The organism is Sphingomonas sp. UYP23, from assembly GCF_054059235.1.
Genome location: NZ_JBSSBX010000001.1, coordinates 2,268,677 through 2,290,077, shown reverse-complemented (window position 1 = coordinate 2,290,077; position 21,401 = coordinate 2,268,677). Strand labels below are relative to the sequence as shown.

Sequence of the window (21,401 nt, the reverse complement as noted above, 5' to 3'; positions counted from 1 at the left end):
GGTCAGCGATGCTGTCTTATATTACGTTTTCGTAATGACAGCGTGACGATCGGTCGATATTTGCGCATTCGAAAGGTGCGCACATGGCTGACACGTCACTGCTGAAATTCGTCGATCGCGAGCAGGTCTATCCTGCCAAGCGCGAGCCCGAGCTCCGCGCGGAAGACTTTCGCGAGATTGCCGAACGCTATCCGGTGCCCGATGCGGAAGCACAGGCCGGGCGCTGTTCGCAATGCGGCGTACCCTATTGCTCGGTCCATTGCCCGCTGCACAACCACATCCCCGACTGGCTGCGGCTGACCGCCGAGGGCCGGCTGCGCGAGGCGTACGAGCTCAGCAACGCGACCTCGACCATGCCCGAGATCTGCGGACGGATCTGCCCGCAGGACCGCCTGTGCGAAGGCAATTGCGTGATCGAATTCTCCGGCCACGGCGCGGTGACGATCGGCGCGGTCGAGAAGTTCATCACCGACACCGCCTGGGAAGAAGGTTGGGTCGAGCCGCTCGTCCCCGGCCGCGCGCGCGGACAATCGGTCGGCGTGATTGGGGCTGGGCCGGCGGGTCTCAGCGCAGCCGAATATCTCCGCGGCAACGGCTATGACGTCCACGTCTACGACCGCTACGATCGCGCGGGCGGGCTGCTGACCTATGGCATCCCCGGCTTCAAGCTCGAAAAGCCCGTCGTGATGCGCCGCGTCGAGCGGCTCAAGGCCGGCGGGATCGTCTTCCACGAGAATTTCGAGGTCGGCCGTGACGCCAGCATGGACGCGTTGCGCCAACGCCACGATGCGATCCTGATCGCGACCGGCGTCTACCGCGCCCGCGCGATCAAGGCGCCGGGCGTCGATGCGACCGGCGTGGTCGATGCGCTCGCCTTCCTCACCGCGTCGAACCGCAAGGGCTTTGGCGATGCCGTCCCGACGTTCGACGATGGCAGCCTCAACGCTGCGGGCAAGCATGTCGTCGTGATCGGCGGCGGCGACACCGCAATGGACTGCGTCCGCACCGCGATCCGCCAGGATGCGGCGTCGGTGAAGTGCCTCTATCGCCGCGACCGTGCCAACATGCCGGGCTCGCAGCGCGAAGTCGCCAATGCCGAGGAAGAAGGCGTCGAGTTCGTCTGGCTGTCGGCGCCCGAGAGCTTCGCCGGCGAAGGCGCGGTCTCCACCGTCAAGGCGAGCGCGATGCGGCTCGGCGCGCCCGACGCCTCGGGCCGCCGTGCGCCCGAGATCGACCCCGAAGGCGGGTTCGAGCTCAACGCCGACCTGGTGATCAAGGCGCTCGGTTTCGACGCCGAGGATCTGCCGACGCTGTTCGGCGCGCCCGAGCTGACGGTGACGCGCTGGGGCACGGTGCTGGTCGACAACAAGACGCTGATGACCTCGCTCGACGGCGTGTTCGCGGCGGGCGACATCGTGCGCGGCGCAAGCCTCGTCGTATGGGCGATCCGCGACGGGCGCGACGTCGCGGCGAACATGCACCGCTACCTCAAGACCAAGGCCGCGGCCGACACGGCGGCGAGCAAGCAGGCGGCATGACGCACCGCCCGACCCGCAGGTGGCGCGGTGGCAGCGCGACGCTCGGCGTTGCGCTGCTGTGTGCCACGACGGCGCACGGTCAGGTGCGGCGCCCTGCCCTGCCGGCGCCCGCCGCCAATGCCGATGCCGCCGCCGATTATGACGAACGCCGCGCGGCGGCCGGGCGATTGCTCGTCGTCAGCCGCTTCCGCGCGCGCCAGGCGGTGCTGATCAAGGATGCGATCCGCGCCGCAGAATCCGAGATGACCGAGGATTGCCTCAACCGCGCGGCTACGGGGCGCAACATGAAGCCATGCGAGGCCCTGGTCAGCCCGAGCGCATCGACCAGGGCCCGGCTCGCCGCGAGCGAATCGGCAATCCTCGACGATGTGATGGCGGCGAGCCAGACGATCTATGCCAAGCGTTTCACCGCAACCGAAATGGACGAGATCGCACGCTTCTTTCGGACGCCGGTCGGACAGCGCTATGCAGCCACCTATCCGCAGCTTCTCACCGAAATCCAATCCCGCAAGCGCGAGATCGTACGCCGCTATCTGAGCGCCGCCGCATCCGCCGACACCAAGGGGTCCCACCGATGACCGACCAGCACGCCTATCTCGCCGAGCACGGCATGTACCGCCCCGAATTCGAGGGCGATGCCTGCGGCGTCGGCCTCGTCGCCGCGACTGACGGCACCCCTTCGCGCCGCGTCGTCCAGTCAGCGATCGATGCGCTGAAGGCGGTGTGGCACCGCGGCGCGGTTGATGCCGACGGCAAGACCGGCGACGGCGCCGGGCTGCACATCGACCTGCCGCTCAAATTCTTCGACGACGCGATCGCCGCCTCGGGCCATCGCCCGCTCCCCAACCGGCTCGCGGTCGGGATGATCTTCCTGCCGCGCACCGATCTCGGCGCGCAGGAAGCGTGCCGCACGATCGTCGAGAGCGTGATCATCGAAGAGGGCTATACCATCTATGGCTGGCGCCAGGTGCCAGTCGACGTTTCGGTGATCGGCCAGAAGGGTCTCGCGACGCGTCCCGAGATCGAGCAGATCATGATCGCCGGGCCGCTGCCCGAGGAGGCGAGCTTCGCCGAGTTCGAGAAGAACCTCTATCTCGTCCGCCGTCGGATCGAGAAGCGCGTGATCGCGGCGCAGATCCAGGGTTTCTACATCTGCAGCCTGTCGTGCCGCTCGATCATCTACAAGGGCCTGTTCCTCGCCGAATCGCTGTCGATCTTCTATCCCGATCTGCGCGACCCGCGCTTCGAGAGCCGCGTCGCGATCTTTCATCAGCGCTATTCGACCAACACCTTCCCGCAATGGTGGCTGGCGCAACCGTTCCGCACGCTCGCGCACAATGGCGAGATCAACACGATCCGCGGCAACAAGAACTGGATGCTCAGCCACGAAATCCGCATGGCGAGCCTCGCCTTCGGTGAGCATTCGGAGGACATCAAGCCGGTGATCCCGGCGGGTGCGTCCGACACCGCCGCGCTCGACGCGGTGTTCGAGGCGATCTGCCGCTCGGGCCGCGACGCACCGACCGCCAAGCTGATGCTCGTCCCCGAGGCGATGGCCGATTCGATCGACATGCCCGCCGAACATCTCGCGATGTACCAGTATCTCGCCTCGGTGATGGAGCCGTGGGACGGCCCCGCCGCACTCGCGATGACCGATGGCCGCTGGGCGGTTGCCGGCATGGATCGCAACGCGCTGCGTCCGCTCCGCTATGTCCGCACGATCGACGGCCTGCTGATCGTCGGGTCGGAGAGCGGGATGGTCGTCGTTCCCGAATCGACCGTGATCGAGAAGGGCCGGCTCGGGCCGGGCCAGATGATCGCGATCGATCTCGACGAAGGCGTGCTGCTGCACGACCGCGCGGTGAAGGACCGGATCGCGGGCGAGCATGATTATGCCGGCATGATCGGCGAGTTCACCAGCATCGCCGACCTGCCGCTGCCCGAGGGCGACCCGATCACGCGCTTCGACCGCGCCGATCTGACGCGCCGCCAGGTCGCCGCCGGCCAGACGCTCGAGGATATGGAGCTGATCCTCGCGCCGATGGTCGAAGGCGCCAAGGAAGCGATCGGCTCGATGGGCGACGATACGCCGCTGGCCGTCATCTCGGACAAGCCGCGCCTCATCAGCCAGTTCTTCCGGCAGAATTTCAGCCAGGTCACCAACCCGCCGATCGACCCGCTGCGCGAACGCCATGTGATGTCGCTCAAGACGCGCTTCGGCAACCTCGCCAACATCCTCGACACCGAGGACCGGCGCGACGGCGTGCTCGTGCTCGAATCGCCCGTGCTCGACGGTACGGCGTGGGCGCGGCTCAAGACGCATTTCGGCGCGCAGGCAGCCGAGATCGACTGCACCTTCGAGGCCGGCGGCAAACCGGAAACGCTACGCGCCGCGATTGCGCGGATCCGCGCCGAGGCGGTCACCGCGGTGCGCCAGGGGCATAGCGAGCTGTTCCTGACCGATCGCAACATCGGTCCCGACCGGATCGGCATCGCCGGCGTGCTCGCGGCGGCGGCAGTCCACACGCATCTCGTGCGGGTGGGCCTGCGGTCCTATGCCAGCATCAACGTCCAGACCGCCGAATGCCTCGACACGCATTATTATGCGGTGCTGATCGGCGTCGGCGCGACGACCGTCCATGCCTATCTGGCAGAGGCGTCGATCGCCGATCGCCATGCCCGCGGGCTGTTCGGCGAGCTCAGCCTCGAGGAATGCCTCGCGCGGCATCGCCATGCGGTCGAGGAGGGTCTGCTCAAGATCATCTCGAAGATGGGGATCGCGGTGATCTCCTCCTACCGTGGCGGCTACAATTTCGAGGCGGTGGGTCTCAGCCGTGCGCTGGTCAACGATCTGTTCCCGGGCATGCCCGCGAAGATTTCGGGCGAGGGCTATGCCTCGCTCCATCTCAACGCGCAGCTGCGCCACGACAAGGCGTTCGACGAGGGTGTCGCGACGCTGCCGATCGGCGGCTTCTATCGCCAGCGCCATACTGGCGAGACGCATGCCTATTCGGCGCAGCTGATGCATCTGCTGCAGAACTCGGTCGCGACCGACAGCTATTCGACCTATCTGCAATTCTCGCGCGGCGTGGAGGCGTTGCCGCCGGTCTATCTGCGCGATCTGCTGCAGTTCAACTTCCCCGCCGAGGGCGTGCCGGTCGACCAGGTCGAGGCGATCACCGAAATCCGCAAGCGCTTCGTGACGCCGGGCATGTCGCTCGGCGCGCTCTCCCCGGAGGCGCATGAGACGCTGGCGATCGCGATGAACCGGATTGGCGCGAAGGCGGTGTCGGGCGAGGGCGGCGAGGACAAGGCACGCTATCAGCCCTATGCCAACGGCGACAACGCCAACTCCGGCGTCAAGCAGATCGCGAGCGGCCGCTTCGGCGTGACCGCGGAATATCTCAACGCCTGCGACGAGATCGAGATCAAGGTCGCCCAAGGCGCAAAGCCCGGCGAGGGCGGGCAGCTGCCCGGCTTCAAGGTGACCGAGTTCATCGCCAAGCTGCGTCATGCGACGCCCGGCGTGACGCTGATCTCGCCGCCGCCGCACCACGACATCTATTCGATCGAGGATCTCGCGCAGCTCATCTACGACCTCAAGCAGATCAACCCGATCGCGCGGGTGTGCGTCAAGCTCGTCTCCTCGGCCGGGATCGGCACCGTCGCGGCGGGCGTCGCCAAGGCGCATGCCGACGTGATCCTGATCGCGGGGCATGTCGGCGGTACCGGCGCCTCCCCGCAGACCAGCATCAAATATGCCGGCACGCCGTGGGAAATGGGGCTGTCGGAGGTCAACCAGACGCTGACGCTCAACGGCCTGCGCGGTCGCATCAAGCTGCGGACCGATGGCGGGCTCAAGACCGGGCGCGACATCGTCATCGCCGCGATCCTCGGCGCCGAGGAATTCGGCATCGGCACGCTGTCGCTCGTCGCGATGGGCTGCATCATGGTGCGGCAGTGCCATTCGAACACCTGCCCCGTCGGCGTCTGCACCCAGGACGAGAAGCTGCGCGCGAAGTTCAGCGGCAGCCCTGAGAAGGTCATCAACCTGATGACCTTCATCGCCGAGGAAGTGCGCGACATTCTCGCGCGGCTGGGCTTCCGCAGCCTCGACGAAGTGATCGGCCGCACCGAGCTGCTCCGCCAGGTCAGCCGCGGCGCCGAGCATCTCGACGATCTCGATCTCAACCCGATCCTCGCCAAGGTCGACGCGCCCGACGATCAGCGCCGCTTCAGCCTGACCGGTCGCCGCAACGAAGTGCCCGACAGCCTCGATGCGCAGATCATCAAGGATGCCGCCGCGGTGTTCAGCCGGCGCGAGAAGATGCAGCTGACCTATTCGGTGCGCAACACGCACCGCGCAGTCGGCACGCGCCTGTCGAGCGAGATCACGCGCACCTTCGGCATGTCGGCGCTCGCCGACGGGCACGTCCATGTCCGCTTGCGCGGCTCGGCCGGGCAGAGCCTCGGCGCGTTCCTGTGCAAGGGCATCACGCTCGAAGTGTTCGGCGATGCCAACGACTATGTCGGCAAGGGGCTGTCGGGCGGGATCATCGCGGTGCGCCCGGTGGTGAGCTCGCCGCTCGCATCGCAGGACAATACGATCATCGGCAACACCGTGCTCTACGGCGCGACCTCGGGCAGCCTCTACGCGGCGGGCCAAGCTGGCGAGCGCTTCGCGGTGCGCAATTCGGGTGCGACCGTCGTGGTCGAGGGCTGCGGCGCGAACGGGTGCGAGTATATGACGGGTGGCACCGCGGTCGTGCTCGGGCCGGTCGGCGCCAACTTCGGCGCGGGGATGACCGGCGGGATGGCATTCGTCTATGACGCCGACGGCAGCTTCGCACGCCGCGCCAACCCCGAGAACATCACCTGGAACCGGCTGTCGTCGCTCCATTGGGAGGCGGTGCTGCTCGGGCTCGTCCGCGCGCAGCATGCCGCGACCGATTCGAAATGGTCGGGCGCGTTGCTCGACGATTGGGGTCGCGTGGTCGATCGCTTCTGGCAGGTCGTGCCGAAGGAAATGCTCACCCGGCTGAGCCACCCGCTCGATGACCGCGAGGAGCAGGTGGCAGCGGAGTAACTCACTGCCGTCACCCCCCGCGAAAGCGGGGGTGACGCTTCATCTGCCAGCGCTGCGAAGTAGCGGGATCCCCGTGTTCGCGGGGATACCGGTGTGAACGCAGCGGATTTCCCCCACTCGCTGATCGACAAAACGCCCCGAATCGTGCTATCGGCCAAGCTCGATCGGGGGCGTTCGAGGGTTGATTATGCGTCACATTCTGCTTGGTCTGCTCGCGTGCGGCATCGCCACTCCGGCGTTCGCCGATGGCAGCGCCCCACCCCCGCCCCGCCCGACCCCCGATGCCGCGCAGATCGGCGCCTTGCTCTCAAGCCCGCTCGTCCAGGAAATTATCGCGACCACGGTCGATCAATATGCCGACGCGCTGCTCCAGACGCATGTCGGCCCGCTCGCCAAGCTTACCGACCAGCGCGCGAATATCCGACCCGAGGATACGCTCGGTGATCTCGCCGCGCGTAGCCACCCCGATTATCGCCGCGACTTGCACGCACAGACGCGCAGCGCGGTCGCCGCCACCGGCCAGGCCGCACGCGACCTCGCCAGCATCAGCGCCGAGCTGAAGCACACCACCGAGCGCCTGCGCGCCGCGATCGCGCTCACCCAGGCCGAGGTCAACGCCGTCCGCTGATCCGTGGCCGTCGGCCGACACAATCTTGTGTGACGCCTTCCCCTCCGGTCCCCCGCGTTCTACCAAGCGGGCATGTGGCAACTCTATCAATTCCCGCTCTGCCCGTTCTCGCGTAAGGTCCGGCTCCTGCTCGGTGAGAAGGGCGTCGGCTGCGAACTCGTCCGCGAAAATCCATGGGAGCAGCGCGACGAATTCCTCGACATGAACCCCGCCGGCCAGGTGCCGGTGATGACCGATCCGCAGCGCGGCATCCGCCTGATGGATTCGATGGCGATCTGCGAATATCTCGAGGAGACGGTCGAGAAGAATGCGATGATCAACGGCACCGCGGTCAACCGCGCCGAGATCCGCCGGCTCGTCGCCTGGTTCGATTCGCAGTTCTTCGCCGATATCGTCGCGCCGCTGCTCCATGAGCGGATGGAAAAGCGTCTCGTCACCAAGGAGCCGCCCGATTCAAAGCGATTGCGCGATGCGATGAAAGCGGCGGTGCGCCACCTCGATTATACCGATTACCTGCTCGACCATCACAATTGGATGGCCGGCGCGACGATGAGCCTCGCCGATCTGGCGGCGGCGGCGCAGATCTCGGTCGCCGATTATCTCGGCGGGATCGACTGGCGCAACCACGAGCAGACCGCGAAATGGTATCGCGGCTTCAAGAGCCGCCCGAGTTTCCGGCCATTGCTGTCCGAACGGATGGAAGGCATCATGGCGCCGAAACATTATGACGATGTCGATTTCTGAGCAGGTCACCTTCGACGATTTCGCGAAACTCGACATCCGTGTCGGGACGATCGTCGAGGCGTTGCCTTTCCCGCAGGCGCGCAAACCCGCGTACCGGCTGACGATCGATTTCGGCCCCGAGATCGGCATCAAGCGCTCCTCGGCGCAGATCACCGCACGCTACACGCTCGACGAGTTGCCCGGGCGGCAGGTCGCCGCGGTGGTCAACTTTCCGCCGCGCCAGATCGGCCCGATGATGTCCGAAGTGCTGACGCTTGGCTTTCCCGATGCGAATGGCGAGGTCGTGCTGGTCCAGCCGACGCTGCCCGTGCCCAATGGCGGCCGCCTATACTGAGCCGCGACGCTCCGCGCGGCGCGTCCACCACAGCATCAGGCCGAGCATCGGCAGCGCCAGATCGAGATACAGGAACAGCCCGAGCCACGGCGACACGCCCCAATAGAGGCTCGGCACGGTATTGAGATAGCCGTGCGCGAGCAGCCCGAGGATGTTGCGCGACCAGACCGGCAGCATCATGCCTTCGGGCGCAAAGATGTCGGTCGCCGCCACGATCAGGTTAAGCAGCATCGAAACCCCGAGCAGTGCCGCCGCCGCAGCGCGGGCCGCAGGGCGTCGCAGCGCAGCCCAGAACGGCGCAAGGCCGAGCGCCAGGAACGGAATCGCCGGGACCGAATGGCGCGGGCCGGTCGAGGCGCCGCCGTCCCAATAGGCGTAGGACGCGTTGATCGACAGCACGATCGCGACCACGACGAGCGCCACCACGCCGAGATCGCGCGTCCGACGGTCGCGGACCAGCTGGATCAGCCCAACGAGCCCCAGCAGCAGGACCGGCGCGACCCATAGCAGTCCCCGTCGCGTGCCGAGCGTTATGCCGTACAACGCGCTCGCCTTGGGATAGGTCAGGCCGAACAGGCCCTGGTTCATTCCGCTGAAGCCCACCACGCCGGTATAGCCCGTCATGAACGGCGTCCCGAACGCGAACTGGTTATAGGCGAGCATCGGCGACACCGCGACGAGCGCGGTCAACACCGCCACGACATACAGCCGCCGCCGCACCGGCCAGGGCGCGCCGCGGCTGCGCCACAGCGCCCAGCCGCCGATCGCTAGACCGCCGAGCGCCGCCTGGAATTCGATCGTCACCGCCCAGCCGAGCGCCGCCCCCGCCATCAGCGGATAGCGCCAGCGCCCGAACTCGCGCTCGCCCGACGTGCCGCGCCAGATCGCCCAGGTCGCGATGAGGAACAGCGCCGCGACGGGCGCGTGGCCGAACAGCGTCGTCGACCAGCCCCACACGATCGAGCCGAACGCATAACCGAGCGCGGCGAACAGCCCCGCCGCCGGGCTGCCGGTGATCCCCGTCCCGAGATCGAGCAGCAGGACTGCGGCAAACGCCGTCAGGATCGCTGCGCCGCACGCCACCGCAAGCTGCAACCGCAGCCGCAGGAAGTCGGCGAGCCGCGGATTGGTGATGTCGATCACCTTATCGTACGACCGCGCGCCGGTAACCCGGTTTGTCGCCCACACCACCGGCGCCGCCATCAGCGTCATGCCTGGCGCCTTGTCCATATAGTAATGCGTCACCGCGCCCTGTCTGAACGCGGCCTTGTCGATCGTCAGCGTCTGGTAGCGATCGATCGTCGCCTCGCCGCGCTCGACGAGCGCCAGCGCGCCGAACATGCGCGTCGCGGTGTTGGGGTTGAACACGAACGACCCGAACGACACGCACGACAGCCACACGAGCGCGAACAGCAACAGCGCGACCGCATGCGGCGCACGAACGGTGGGAACGGGAGGCGTCATCCGGTCAGGCGGTCAACCACGCGCCGAGCAGCCGGAATGGCGGCAAGGTGAAGAACCCCGCGATCAGCAAAGCCCCCGTCACCATTCCGCGGACTTGCCGGCGATGCGCCGCGATCCGGTGCGTCCGCGCGGTCCACCAGATCAACGGTGCCGTGACCACGACATACGCCGAGAGGATGTGGATGAAGCTCAGATGCCCCGTATCGGAGGAACGGACGAAGAACGATTCGGCCGCGGTCACGAACATCGCGGCGACCCACACCTTGCCAAGGGCCCGGTGCACCGGATCGCCGCGCGGGCGCAGCAACATCACCGGCGTCAGCGCCACCGCGACCAGCACCGTCGCGAGATGGCCCCACACCACCAGCGGCACGCGCGCCCAATGCGGATACCCCTTGGCGAGCGCGACCAGAATCGTCACGAACAACACCACCGCGACACCGGCAAGCAGCGTCTCGTAGCGATCGGCGCGCACTGGCGCGATCGTCCTAGGCCCCCCGGCCCCAATCAGCGTTGCCACCCCCCGGCTCGCCTCAGGGAACCAGCGCGGCTTCGACGGCGCGCTGGTCGGCCTTGGCGTCCTGCTTCTCGCGCTTGTAGAAGCGGCCCGCCTGGGCGGAGCATCCCATTCCGCCGCCCGGCCCGACCGTCGAGCAGCTGCCGATCCCGGTCGCGCCGACCCGGTCGTTGGCCGCACCCTTGGCAGCCCAGCTTTCGTTCTCGGGCGTCACCTTCAGGTCGCGCAATTCCTTGGGGATGCGAAATTGCTCACCCGGCGCGCGCCGCACGCAGACGACGATCTCGTTGCCATCCGAATCGGTCGGGCATTTCTGCTTGCCGTATATCACCAGCGGCGGGTTGCTCACGCCCTGCGCCACCGCCGGCGCCGAGGCGACCCCAGCCGCGCCGAGACCGGCGAGCACGAGCGCGGCGAGCGCACCCTTCGTCATCAGGCCCTGCATCATCCTGTCTCCCGTCAAATACGTTTCGCGGTCGCGATCGCGACCTTGCAGCCGAGCCGGATCATCCCGCTCAGCAGCGGATAGCCCGGCGTATTCTCGGCGCCTGCGGCAAGCGCGGTCTCGCGATGCTCGACCTCCTCGGCCTGGAAATCGCGGATCGCGTCGACCAGTTCGGGGTCGCTGTCGCAGAGCACGACGAGCTGGTCGGCATAATGCTTGTCGATCTCGGTCTCGACCGCGGCGGTGCAGGCCATCGCGGCGTTGGGACCAAGCGCCGCGGTCACCGCGCCGAGCGCGAAGCCCGCGACATCCCAGAGCGGCGCGAGCAAGGTCGGCCGCACCGAGCGGCGCGCCATCATCGCATCGAAGAAGGCGCGATGGCGCTCTTCCTGATTCGCCATCCCTGCGATCGCGCGCGCTGCCGGGCTACGATCGCCGAGCACCGCAAGCTGCCCGGCATAGATCCGCGTCGCGCCGAATTCGCCGGCCTGATCGACCCGCACCATCGATCGCGTGTCACGCTTGGGGTCGCCGGGTTTCCAGCCGCTCATGCTTTTGCTCCTCGCATCAGCGCAAAGATGGTGATCGCCCCGCCGACCGAAAAGAGCGCGTTGAAGCCGGCGAGCGAAACATGGAACAGCGTCCATTGTGCAACATCGCAGCGAATGATCGGCGCGGCCATGATGCTCTCGAGCGTGATCGCGCCCGACACCGTCGAGGTGCAGGCGGTAACCCCGGCCCACCAATGATATTCGACCCCGGCATGGTACACGCCGATCAGCCCGCTCAGCAGGATCGCGATCGCCGCGAGACTGACGAGCGTCTCGCGTTGCGCACGGCTCGGTACGACGAAGGCGAGCACCGCGAGCGGCAGCGCGACGATGTGCGGGTAGCGCTGCCACCAGCACATCTCGCACGGATACAGCTTGCCGACATATTGGAAGAGGAGCGCGCCGCCGAGCAGGACGAGCGGGATCAGCAGCGCAAGCCACCGGCCGAGAATGAAACGATCGTGTGCCATTATCGCGCGGCCACCGCTTGCGTCGTGCTCGACAGCCGCGCGAGCGTCTTCAGCGCATAGCTCAGCTGGAAGTCCTCGATGCCCTTGGCCTTGAGCTGTTCGGGGGTCATGGCAAAACGCGGATCGGGCTTGCCGTCCTCCTCGACCGCGGCGTTGGTGGTCTTGGCCTCGTTGATCAGATGGCGGCGCAGATCGTCCTCGCGGAACACGGGGCGCGACTTGTAATCGGGGTCGGAGAGCTGCGGCACCGCGATATCGGGCTCGATTCCGCCTTCCTGCACCGACCGGCCCGATGGGGTGTAATAGCGCGACGTGGTAAGGCGCAGCGCGGCGTTGGGCCCCATGTCGATCACCGTCTGGACCGATCCCTTGCCGAACGACCGCTCGCCCATGACGAGCGCGCGGTGGTGATCCTGCAGCGCGCCGGCGACGATCTCCGAAGCCGAGGCGGTGCCCGCATCGGTCAGCACGATCACCGGCAGCCCGTGCGCGAGATCCCCCTTCACATAGGATTCGGCGTAGAACGGCTCGACATCGGCCTTGTCGCGACCCCGCTGCGAGACGATCTCGCCCGACGACAGGAAATTGTCGGCGACCGCGATCGATTCGTCGCGCAGCCCCCCGCCATTGCCGCGCAGATCGATGACATAGCCGAGCGGATCGTGGCCGAGCTGCTTGACGATGCCGCGGATCGCAGCAGTGACCGCATCGCCGGTATGTTCGGAAAACGCCGTGATGGTGATCAGCCCGACGCCATCCTTGACGCTCCACTTGACGGGCCGCTGGACGACCTTTTCGCGCACCAGAGCGACCACGATCGGCTTGTCGTGCCCCGGACGCAGCAACGTCAGCGTGACCTTGGTACCCGGCGTACCGCGCATCTTGCCGATCGATTCGTCGAGCGTGTCGCCGAAGATCAATTTACCGTCGATATGCGTGATGTAATCGCCCGACTTGATCCCGGCGCGCGCGCCCGGCGCATCGGGCTGTGGCGACACCACCTTGACCGCGCCGTCCTCCATCGTGACGGTGAGACCGAGCCCGCCATAGCTCCCCATCGTCTGGATGCGCAGATTGTCGTAATCGAGCCCGGTCTCGTACGCGCTGTGCGGATCAAGCGCGGCGAGCATGCCTTCGATCGCACCCTTGACCAGCACCTTGTCGTCGACCTTGTCGACATATTCAGCCTTCACGCGGTTATAGACGTCGAGGAAGACCGCCATCTCGCGATAGGTGCCGTTGTCGACTGCTGCCATCGCGCTCGTCCCGACGGGCACGATCGCCAGCACCGCCGCGATTGCGGAGGCGTGAAGCAGCGAAGTGGTGAAACGCGACATCGATAAATACTCGGCAGGCAGGAGGTCTTTGACGCACCGTAGCGGGGTTTGCGCGGGGATCAAAGCGGGGCGATGGTTGCCGCATTCGGCGTGAACCGAGGCTGACCGGATCGGCCGCCAGTGGCGCGCCTCATCCGACCAGCGCCGTCATATCGACCGCGCGATCGCGCCGCCGCAGTTCGACCGTCACGCTCGGCGCCGCACCACGCGGCGCCTGCCCGATCGGCGCGCCCTGGCCGAGCGTTTCGCCGATCCGCGCACTGCTGCTGCCAAGCCCCGAGACGAGCGTCGTCCAGCCGCCGCCATGATCGAGGATGACGATCGTGCCATACCCGCGAAACGCCCCGGCAAAGGCGACGCGTCCGGCGGCGGGCGCGACGACCTGCGCGCCCGCCAGCGGCACGATCGTCAGCCCGCGCGAATGCACACCGCTATCCGAGACTTCGCCGAGCCCGGTGACGATCCGGCCCTGCACCGGCAGGCGATAGGGCGGCGCGCTGTGCGACCAGGTGACCGAATCGACCGGGGCGGCGATCGCGCCCGGTCGGGGCGGGCGTGCCACCGGACCGGGCAGGCTTTCGAGGCTCTCGCGCGTCGCCGCCTGACTGCCGATCGTGTCCATCAGATCGACGATGTCGCGCGCCTTTTCGCCGAGCGCGATCGCGCGGTCGGATTCGATCAGCGCGTCGCGTCCGAACGTTCGCGACCGCAGCCGGTGCGCCGCCTCGAGCCGGGTCAGCGCGAGCCGCTGTGTCTCGAGCCGCGAGCGGCTTTCGGCAAGCGCGCGCGTCGCGAGCGCGCCGGCTGCCTGGAGCTGCCGGGTCCGCGCGAGATCGGCGCGGATGTCGGCGGTGCGCGCGCGGATCACGGGCATGGTGTTGGCCAGCACCGCGCGGACATGGACGAGATCATCGACCGATCCGGGCTGGACGAGGCTGATGATCGCAGGCCGCCGTGCGAGCGATTGCAGCGCGCCGAGCAGCCGCGCGACCGGCACCTGCTTCGCGGCAAGCCGGATGCGCTGTGCCGCGAGCAGACGATCGATGATCGCAAGCCGCGCCTGCCCGGCGGCGATGTCGGCCTCGGCCTGCTGGATGCGCGCGGCGACGGCGGCTTCCTGCGCCTGCGCCTGGCGCGCTTGATCCCGTTCGGCGGCGGCCTGGCGTTCAAGCGCGGCGGAGCGGCGGGCGGCGGCGTCGGACTGCGCCTTGGCGGCGGCGAGTTGCGCGCGTTGATCGGCGGGGGCCTGTGCGAGCGCGATGCTCGCGCCCATCACCGCCGCCCCGACCGCAATGACCAGACCCCGCCCCCGCATGGCCTATCCTTCGCGGTGATAGGGGTGATTGGCAAGGATGCTCGTCGCACGGTACAATTGCTCGGCGAGCATCGCGCGCGCCAGCAGATGCGGCCAGGTCGCGCGTCCGAAGCTGAGCAGCAGATCGGCCGAGGCGCGCTGCGCATCGTCGAAGCCGTCGGCCGCCCCGATCAGGAAGCGCGCCTCGCGCACGCCGGTGTCGCGCCATTTCTCAAGCGTCGTCGCCAGATCGCGCGACGGGAGCACTTGCCCGGTCTCGTCGAGCATGACGACCCGGCAGCCGGGCTCGACCGCCGGCATCTTGCCGCCGGTATCGGGCAATTCGGTCAGCTTGGACGGCCAGGACAGCCGCTTGACGTAGCGCTCGACGAGTTCGGCCTCGGGACCCCGCCCGATCCGCCCGCGCGCGACGATATGGAGCAGCATGCTTGCCTCCGTTGCGAGCGATGCTCAGCGTTTCGCCGTTACACGTTCCCTGGCGAAGGCCGGGGCCCAGTCGTGACGGTCGCTATCGGCAAGTGCTGCGCACCCCGCCGCACTGCTCGCCCCTGGCCCCCGGCTTTCGCCGGGGAGCAGGAGATACAGCGATCAGTCCTCGATAACCGGCGCGGCCGGCGGCGTCGGCGCGTCGCCGAACGCCCACATCCGCTCGAGATTGTAGAAGGTGCGGACCTCGGGGCGGAACAGATGGACGATCACGTCACCGGCGTCGAGCAGCACCCAGTCGGCGGTCGGCAGGCCCTCGATGCGCGACGGCCGGCCGTATTCGGCCTTGATCTTCTCGCTGAGCTTCTGCGCCATCGAGGCGACCTGGCGCGTCGAGCGGCCGCTCGCGATCACCATGTAATCGGCGATGCTCGACTTGCCCGCGAGTGGGATCGAGATGACGTCGACGGCCTGGTCGTCGTCGAGCGACGCGAGCACGAGGCGATGCAGCGCGTCGACCTCTTCGGGTTCGGACGCGCGATAGACGGGAGAAGTTGAGGCCAAGATGATTCCTATGCAGAAGGTGGGGTCGGGACGGCTGGCAGGAAATGCCGCTGCCAGGCGGGGTCGGCAGCACGAAGCTGCGTCGCGGAGCGCGGGTCGGGGCGGAAGCGCAACAGCACGAGTGCCGGCAATCTCCACTGCGTCCAGTTCTTCGCCTGGTGTGCGGGCCGACGTGCGCGCCGCAACCAACCCATCGCGGGAGCCGCGAGAGCAGCACGTTCATACCCCGGACGCGCGATTACCGCAATCGGAACCTCACGAGCGATCCGGCGCCACCCTTTCCACTGGTCGAACTGCGCGAGATTATCCGATCCCATCAGCCAGATGAACTGCTTTTTCGGGAAAGCGCGACGGAGTTTGGTGACGGTATCGACGGTGTAGCGCGTGCCGAGCTTGTGCTCGATCGCACTGACGCGGATCGGTGCATGGCGCGCCATCCGCACGGCGGACGCAAAGCGCGCGGCGAACGGCGCCATGTCGCCGCTCTTTTCCTTGAGCGGATTGCCGGGCGAGACGAGCCACCACACTTCGTCGAGCCCCAGCGCGTCGAGGGCGGCGAGGCTGATCGCGCGGTGGCCGGCGTGAGCGGGGTTGAACGAGCCGCCGAGGATGCCGATGCGGGTCAAACCTCGGTTTGCCAATCTTCTCGCTCGTGATGCACGCGCAGGATCTGCACCGTTCCGCTCACCTCGAGGATGCGGTAGCGGAACAGATACGGCGTTTCGTGGATGCGCAAAACGCGCAACTCCCCCTGGTATGGCCGACCACCACGCGGAAAGTCTTCGAGGAACCGCGCGCGATGGCGGATCATCATCAGCGTGCGCAGCGCAAATGCCGGGCTTCGCTCGCGTTCCAGCCATGATTCGATCTTGCGCAGATCCCCGAGCGCGGGGACGGTCCACGCTAGCGTGTACATCGCGCCTCATGCTTCGCGATCATCGCGTCGAGCTCCGCCATGACCACCTCGTGCGGAACCATCTCGCCACGATCTGCCGCATCGATGCCGACCTGCACGAAGGCCTCGAAATCGGCTTCGCTTTCGGCGACACGGCGGACGGCTTCCGCCGCGAAGACCTCAGGGCTGACACCACGCGTCTGGGCCAATCGGTCGACCAACGCAGCGGTGGCTTCGTCGAGGTCGGCCGTTACCGATCGTGAGACAGGCGCAGGATAGTTCATCGCAGCAAAATACACCCCCGCCCCACCGCCATCAACCCCGCACCTGCCCGCTGCCATAGCCGACCCATTTGTAGGTCGTCAGCCCCTCGAGCGCGACGGGACCGCGCGCGTGGAGGCGGCCGGTGGCGATGCCGATCTCGGCGCCGAGCCCGAACTCGCCGCCGTCGGCGAACTGGGTCGAGGCGTTCCACAGCACGATCGCGCTGTCGACCTCGGCGAGGAAGCGCTGCGCAATCGCTTCGTCAGCGGCGATGATCGCGTCGGTATGGTGCGAGCTGTGCTGCGCGACGAAGGCGAGCGCGGCGTCGATGCCGTCAATCAGATCGACCGAAGCGACAGCCTCGAGATATTCGGTGTCCCAATCGGCGTCGGTCGCGGGCACCAGCCCGGGGATCAGCGCGTGCAAGGCAGCCCCGCCGCGCACTTCGCACCCCGCGGCGGCAAGCGCCGCGACCAGCCCGGCCGGATCGGGGATAGGCCTGGTCGATCAGCAGCGTTTCCATCGCGCCGCACACGCCGGTGCGGCGCATCTTGGCATCGACGACGATCGCCTCGGCCATCACCGGATCGGCCGACCCATCGACATAGATGTGGTTGATCCCGTCGAGATGCGCGAGCACCGGCACACGCGCCTCGGCCTGGACGCGCGCGACCAGCCCCTTGCCGCCGCGCGGCACGATCAGGTCGATCGCGGCGGCGCCCGACGATCCATCGGCCGCCAGCATCGCACCGACCGCGGCGCGATCGGTGGTGGGCACGAGCTGCGCCGCGTCCGCCGGGATCCCCTCGGCGACCAGACCCGCGACCAGCGCGGCGTGGATCGCACGGTTGCTCGCGATCGCTTCCGATCCGCCGCGCAGGATCACCGCATTGCCCGCCATAACGCCAAGCGCAGCGGCGTCCGCGGTAACGTTCGGGCGGCTCTCATAGATGATGCCGATCACCCCGATCGGCACCCGGACGCGGCGCAGGCGCAGTCCGTTGGGGCGGACGCTCTCGTCGATCACCGCGCCGACCGGATCGGCAAGGCCCGCCACCGCGGCAACACCGTCGGCCATGCCGGCGACGCGGCCGGGGTCGAGCTTGAGCCGATCGAGCAGCGCGCCCGACAGGCCGGCGGCGGTTGCCTTCGCCATGTCCTCGGCATTGGCGTCGAGGATGGCCGGGGCGGCATCGCGCAGCGCTTGCGCCGCCGCCAGCAAGGCGCGTGCCTTCACGGACGTCGGCAGCGTCGCGAGCGTGCGCGCAGCGCCGCGGGCGCGGTCGGTCATCGTGGCGAGCAGGGTCGTGGCATCGGTCATGACGCGGGCGATATCACGATCGCCCGCTTGGCGGCAAAAGCTATCGCATTCGCCGACGCCACTGCTATGTTTGCGCCATGTCGGGGGGAATCGAGACAGCGGGCGATATCGCCACGGGACTGCTGGTCGCGCGTGCGGTCGAGCCTTCCGTGGGGGACACGCGGCACCCCCACCCTCAGCACGAACACGGGCTGTGCCTCAATTGCGGGACCGCGCTCCGTGGCGACTTCTGCCATGCCTGCGGGCAAGCCGGGCATGTCCACCGCTCGCTCGGCTCGATCGGGCATGACCTGCTCCACGGCGTGTTCCATTTCGAGGGCAAGATCTGGCGCACGCTGCCGATGCTGGTGTTCCAGCCAGGTGCACTGACGCGGCGCTATATCGCCGGCGAACGCGCTCGCTTCGTCTCGCCGCTCGCGCTGTTCCTGTTCGCGGTCTTCCTGATGTTTGCGACGATCCATGCCTTTGGCGGCGAACTCGGCACCGATCTGCCGCCCGAGGCCCGCGAGACCGCGCTGCAGAATATCGATGCCGACATCGCCAAGGGACGCGCGAAGCTTGCTCGGCTGCAGGCCGCCCCGCGCCCCGCCAATGCCGATGCGAAGATCGCCAAGGTACAGGAAGATCTGCGCAGCCTGCAGGTTGCGCGCAGTGTGATGAGCGACGGGTCGAGCGCGAAGATCGGGGACGTCCCGCTTTCCGGGCTGCGCACCGACTGGCACGCGTTCGACAAGGGCATCGCCAAGGTCAAGGCCAATCCCGGGCTGGTGCTCTACAAGCTGCAGTCGAGCGCGTATAAATATAGCTGGGCGCTGATTCCGATCTCGACGCCGTTCGTTGCACTGCTGTTCCTGTGGCGACGGCGCTACCAGCTGTACGACCACGCCATTTTCGTGACCTATTCGCTCGCATTCATGATGATGTTCGTCGCGCTGCTCGGGGTGGCGGGCGCGCTCGGCATGGCGAGCGGGCTGATCGGCAAGGTCGCGATCGTAGTTCCGCCGGTGCACATGTTCGCGCAGTTGCGCGGCGCCTATGGCTTGCGCAAGCGCTCGGCGCTGTGGCGGACGGTGGCGTTGCTGCTGTTCGCCTGGATCGCGCTGATTGCCTTTGCGAGCTTGCTGCTGGTGATGGGGTTGATGGAATAGCCCGGCCGCGCGGCGGAACGTCAAGCGAAATTCGCACCATCGCGTGCGGTGCGCAGGAGCGGCGGTCGCCGGCGGGGCAATGTCCGACCGGTCCAACACCATACCGCAATTTCGTCGTGTAGGGCAGCGCGAGCGGCGACCTAGCCCCTTCGAACTCTCTCCCAGCGCTGTCGTTGCGCCCGCCGAGCCCTGCCCGGAGATAGCCGATCGCGCGGCGCAAATCCGGGCTTGGTATCCCGCCACGAAAAGGCCGCGCCCGACAGTGTCGGACGCGGCCTGTCACGCTTGCCGTACGAGCGCTTTACGCCCCGGCAGGTGCCGGATTCCCGAACGGCCCGCCACCCTTGGGCCGGCGCGTCTTGGGGATCGAGGTGCCGGCACCCGGAACGATCGACACCTTCGCATCGGGATCGTCGCGACCGATGTCGCCATCGAAGGCGAGCCGCTTGATCTCGTCGCCGGTCAGCGTCTCATATTCGAGCAGCGCGCCAGCGATGCGGTGGAGTTGATCGATATGCTCGGTCAGGATCTCGCGCGCCTGCGCGAGGCCGCCATCGACCAGCTTGCGGATCTCGCTATCGATCATCAGCGCGGTCTCGTTCGACATGTTCTGGCGCTGCGTCTGCGAGTAGCCAAGGAAGGTCTCGCCCTGCTGTTCTTCATATTGCAGCGGGCCGAGCGCGTCGGACATGCCCCATTGCGACACCATCGCGCGGGCGAGCTTGGTCGCCTGCTTGATATCGCCCGAGGCCCCGCTCGAGACCTTGTCGTAGCCGAAGATCAACTCTTCTGCCACACGACCACCCATGACGGTCGCGAGATCGGCATACATCTTGTCGCGGTGATACGAGTAATTGTCGCGCTCGGGCATCGACACGACCATGCCCAAGGCCCCGCCGCGCGGGATGATCGTCGCTTTGTGGATCGGGTCCGATGCGGGCGTGTGGACGCGAACCAGCGCGTGGCCGGCTTCGTGATAGGCGGTCATCCGCTTTTCGTCGGTGGTCATCACCAGCGAGCGCCATTCGGTGCCCATGATGACGCGGTCCTTGGCGGTCTCGAACTGCGCCATCGCCACCAGTCGCTTGCCGAGCCGCGCCGCCATCAGCGCCGCCTCGTTGACGAGGTTGGCGAGATCGGCACCCGACATGCCCGGCGTGCCGCGCGCGAGCGTGCGCGCATCGACGTCGGGTGCGAGCGGCACCTTCTTCATATGCACTTCGAGAATCTTCACGCGGCCCTCGATATCGGGCAGCGGCACCGTCACGCGGCGATCGAAGCGGCCCGGACGCAGCAGCGCGGGATCGAGCACGTCGGGGCGGTTGGTCGCCGCGACGATGATGATGCCTTCCGACGCCTCGAAGCCGTCCATCTCGACCAGCAGCTGGTTGAGCGTCTGCTCGCGCTCGTCATTGCCGTTGCCGAGGCCCGCACCACGGTGACGGCCGACAGCGTCGATCTCGTCGATGAAGACGATGCACGGTGCCGACTTCTTGGCCTCGGCAAACATGTCGCGCACGCGGCTCGCGCCGACGCCGACGAACATCTCGACGAAGTCCGAACCGGAGATGGTGAAGAACGGCACGCCAGCCTCACCCGCGATCGCGCGGGCGAGCAGCGTCTTGCCGGTGCCGGGCGAGCCGACGAGCAATGCGCCCTTGGGGATCTTGCCGCCGAGACGGGCGAATTTGGTGGGGTCCTTGAGGAACTCGACGATCTCCTGCAGCTCCTCGCGCGCCTCGTCGATGCCGGCGACGTCGTTGAAGGTCACGCGGCCTTCCTTCTGCGTCAGCATCTTCGCGCGGCTCTTGCCGAAGCCCATCGCGCCCGACCCCGAATTCTTCTGCATCTGGCGCATCACGAAATAGCCGAGCGCCAGGAACAGGAAGAAGGGCAGCGAATTGACCAGCAGGATCTGCCAGATCGGTGCGCCTTCCTCGGGCTTGGCGGTGATCGTGACGTTCTTTTCGCGCAGACGATCGGTCAGGCGCGGATCCTGCGGCGCAAAGGTGCGGAACTTGCTGTTGTCGCTCATCGTCCCGGTGACGACCTCACCCGCGATGTTGACGTCCTTGACCTGTCCGTTCTGGACGCGGTCGAGGAACTGCGAATAGGCGATCCCGTTGACGTTGGGGCCGACCGAACGATTGTCGATCAGCGTCACGAACAACGCCAGCGCGACGAGGATGCCGACCCAGATCAGCAGCGATTTCATCCAGGGGTTGGGCCCGCCAGAGTCGCCGCCGGGCTGCTTGTCATTGTCGTTCATGGGCACGGGATACCTTTCGAGACCCATAAGATAAGCACAGCGCGATTAATGGCAATGCAACGGCCCCCGCAATCGTCGATCAAAT

At 67.3% G+C, this 21,401-nt stretch carries 20 protein-coding genes and 1 pseudogene; 8 read left to right on the top strand and 13 right to left on the bottom strand.

What is annotated here, in order from left to right:
• The first annotated feature begins 83 nt into the window (after positions 1-83).
• The 6 genes from ACVWYO_RS11230 (at position 84) to ACVWYO_RS11205 (ending at position 8,330) form a co-directional block, all read left to right on the top strand.
• The gene (locus ACVWYO_RS11230) at positions 84-1,538 is read left to right on the top strand and encodes an NAD(P)-dependent oxidoreductase (protein WP_457350797.1); all 1,455 of its coding nucleotides are present in this window, start codon (positions 84-86) and stop codon (positions 1,536-1,538) included.
• Complete coding sequence (locus tag ACVWYO_RS11225; RefSeq protein ID WP_457350795.1) at positions 1,535-2,116, top strand: DUF2059 domain-containing protein; 582 nt, start codon at positions 1,535-1,537, stop codon at positions 2,114-2,116. The genes ACVWYO_RS11230 and ACVWYO_RS11225 overlap by 4 nt, the downstream gene beginning before the upstream one ends.
• Positions 2,113-6,624: a glutamate synthase large subunit gene (gene gltB / locus ACVWYO_RS11220; protein ID WP_457350793.1), complete on the top strand. Its 4,512-nt coding sequence runs from the start codon at positions 2,113-2,115 to the stop codon at positions 6,622-6,624. The genes ACVWYO_RS11225 and gltB overlap by 4 nt, the downstream gene beginning before the upstream one ends.
• A 187-nt stretch (positions 6,625-6,811) precedes the next feature.
• Positions 6,812-7,252, top strand: coding sequence for a hypothetical protein (locus tag ACVWYO_RS11215; RefSeq protein WP_457350791.1), 441 nt, complete (start codon positions 6,812-6,814; stop codon positions 7,250-7,252).
• A 72-nt stretch (positions 7,253-7,324) separates the two neighbouring features.
• Positions 7,325-7,996 (top strand): glutathione S-transferase family protein, encoded by a 672-nt coding sequence (locus tag ACVWYO_RS11210; RefSeq protein WP_010185761.1) that lies wholly within the window; start codon positions 7,325-7,327, stop codon positions 7,994-7,996.
• Complete coding sequence (locus tag ACVWYO_RS11205; RefSeq protein WP_457350788.1) at positions 7,983-8,330, top strand: tRNA-binding protein; 348 nt, start codon at positions 7,983-7,985, stop codon at positions 8,328-8,330. Before ACVWYO_RS11210 ends, ACVWYO_RS11205 begins: the two co-directional genes overlap by 14 nt.
• Here ACVWYO_RS11205 and ACVWYO_RS11200 read toward each other — a convergent pair.
• The 11 genes from ACVWYO_RS11200 to ACVWYO_RS11150 form a co-directional block, all read right to left on the bottom strand.
• Entirely contained in the window at positions 8,322-9,794 is a 1,473-nt protein-coding gene (locus ACVWYO_RS11200) for a hypothetical protein (RefSeq protein ID WP_457350786.1), read from the bottom strand. The genes ACVWYO_RS11205 and ACVWYO_RS11200 overlap by 9 nt on opposite strands.
• A gap of 4 nt (positions 9,795-9,798) precedes the next feature.
• Positions 9,799-10,314, bottom strand: a complete 516-nt coding sequence (locus tag ACVWYO_RS11195; RefSeq protein ID WP_457350784.1) for a DUF2306 domain-containing protein — start codon at positions 10,312-10,314, stop codon at positions 9,799-9,801.
• Positions 10,315-10,327: 13 nt separating this feature from the next.
• Positions 10,328-10,759, bottom strand: a complete 432-nt coding sequence (locus tag ACVWYO_RS11190; protein ID WP_457350782.1) for a hypothetical protein — start codon at positions 10,757-10,759, stop codon at positions 10,328-10,330.
• 11 nt (positions 10,760-10,770) lie between these two features.
• Complete coding sequence (locus ACVWYO_RS11185) at positions 10,771-11,307, bottom strand: demethoxyubiquinone hydroxylase family protein (RefSeq protein ID WP_457350780.1); 537 nt, start codon at positions 11,305-11,307, stop codon at positions 10,771-10,773.
• A complete protein-coding gene (locus ACVWYO_RS11180) occupies positions 11,304-11,777 on the bottom strand; it encodes a disulfide bond formation protein B (RefSeq protein WP_457350778.1) in 474 nt (157 codons plus the stop codon). Before ACVWYO_RS11180 ends, ACVWYO_RS11185 begins: the two co-directional genes overlap by 4 nt.
• Positions 11,777-13,114 (bottom strand): S41 family peptidase, encoded by a 1,338-nt coding sequence (locus ACVWYO_RS11175; RefSeq protein WP_457350776.1) that lies wholly within the window; start codon positions 13,112-13,114, stop codon positions 11,777-11,779. The genes ACVWYO_RS11180 and ACVWYO_RS11175 overlap by 1 nt, the downstream gene beginning before the upstream one ends.
• 130 nt (positions 13,115-13,244) lie before the next feature.
• Positions 13,245-14,429, bottom strand: a complete 1,185-nt coding sequence (locus ACVWYO_RS11170; protein WP_457350774.1) for a murein hydrolase activator EnvC family protein — start codon at positions 14,427-14,429, stop codon at positions 13,245-13,247.
• Between the two features lie 3 nt (positions 14,430-14,432).
• A complete protein-coding gene (locus ACVWYO_RS11165) occupies positions 14,433-14,855 on the bottom strand; it encodes a 23S rRNA (pseudouridine(1915)-N(3))-methyltransferase RlmH (protein WP_457350772.1) in 423 nt (140 codons plus the stop codon).
• A 162-nt stretch (positions 14,856-15,017) separates the two neighbouring features.
• Positions 15,018-15,419 carry a ribosome silencing factor gene (gene rsfS / locus ACVWYO_RS11160; RefSeq protein ID WP_140848163.1) on the bottom strand — a complete coding sequence of 134 codons (402 nt, stop codon included), beginning with the start codon at positions 15,417-15,419 and terminating at the stop codon, positions 15,018-15,020.
• Between the two features lie 8 nt (positions 15,420-15,427).
• Positions 15,428-16,045, bottom strand: a complete 618-nt coding sequence (locus ACVWYO_RS11155) for a nicotinate-nucleotide adenylyltransferase (RefSeq protein ID WP_457350769.1) — start codon at positions 16,043-16,045, stop codon at positions 15,428-15,430.
• The gene (locus ACVWYO_RS11150; RefSeq protein WP_457350767.1) at positions 16,042-16,335 is read right to left on the bottom strand and encodes a type II toxin-antitoxin system RelE/ParE family toxin; all 294 of its coding nucleotides are present in this window, start codon (positions 16,333-16,335) and stop codon (positions 16,042-16,044) included. Before ACVWYO_RS11150 ends, ACVWYO_RS11155 begins: the two co-directional genes overlap by 4 nt.
• Positions 16,336-16,343: 8 nt before the next feature.
• On the opposite strand from ACVWYO_RS11150, the gene ACVWYO_RS11145 reads away from it, so the two are divergent.
• Complete coding sequence (locus ACVWYO_RS11145) at positions 16,344-16,577, top strand: hypothetical protein (RefSeq protein ID WP_457350765.1); 234 nt, start codon at positions 16,344-16,346, stop codon at positions 16,575-16,577.
• Between the two features lie 52 nt (positions 16,578-16,629).
• Here ACVWYO_RS11145 and ACVWYO_RS11140 read toward each other — a convergent pair.
• Positions 16,630-17,899 (bottom strand): annotated as a pseudogene (locus tag ACVWYO_RS11140) (glutamate-5-semialdehyde dehydrogenase).
• Positions 17,900-17,976: 77 nt separating this feature from the next.
• Between ACVWYO_RS11140 and ACVWYO_RS11135 the strand changes: the two are divergent.
• On the top strand, positions 17,977-19,047 hold the full coding sequence (locus ACVWYO_RS11135) for a DUF3667 domain-containing protein (RefSeq protein ID WP_457350763.1): 1,071 nt from the start codon (positions 17,977-17,979) through the stop codon (positions 19,045-19,047).
• 301 nt (positions 19,048-19,348) lie between these two features.
• Here the strand turns inward: ACVWYO_RS11135 and ftsH are convergent, their stop codons facing one another.
• The gene (gene ftsH, locus ACVWYO_RS11130) at positions 19,349-21,316 is read right to left on the bottom strand and encodes an ATP-dependent zinc metalloprotease FtsH (protein WP_457350761.1); all 1,968 of its coding nucleotides are present in this window, start codon (positions 21,314-21,316) and stop codon (positions 19,349-19,351) included.
• Between the last annotated feature and the right edge of the window lie 85 nt (positions 21,317-21,401).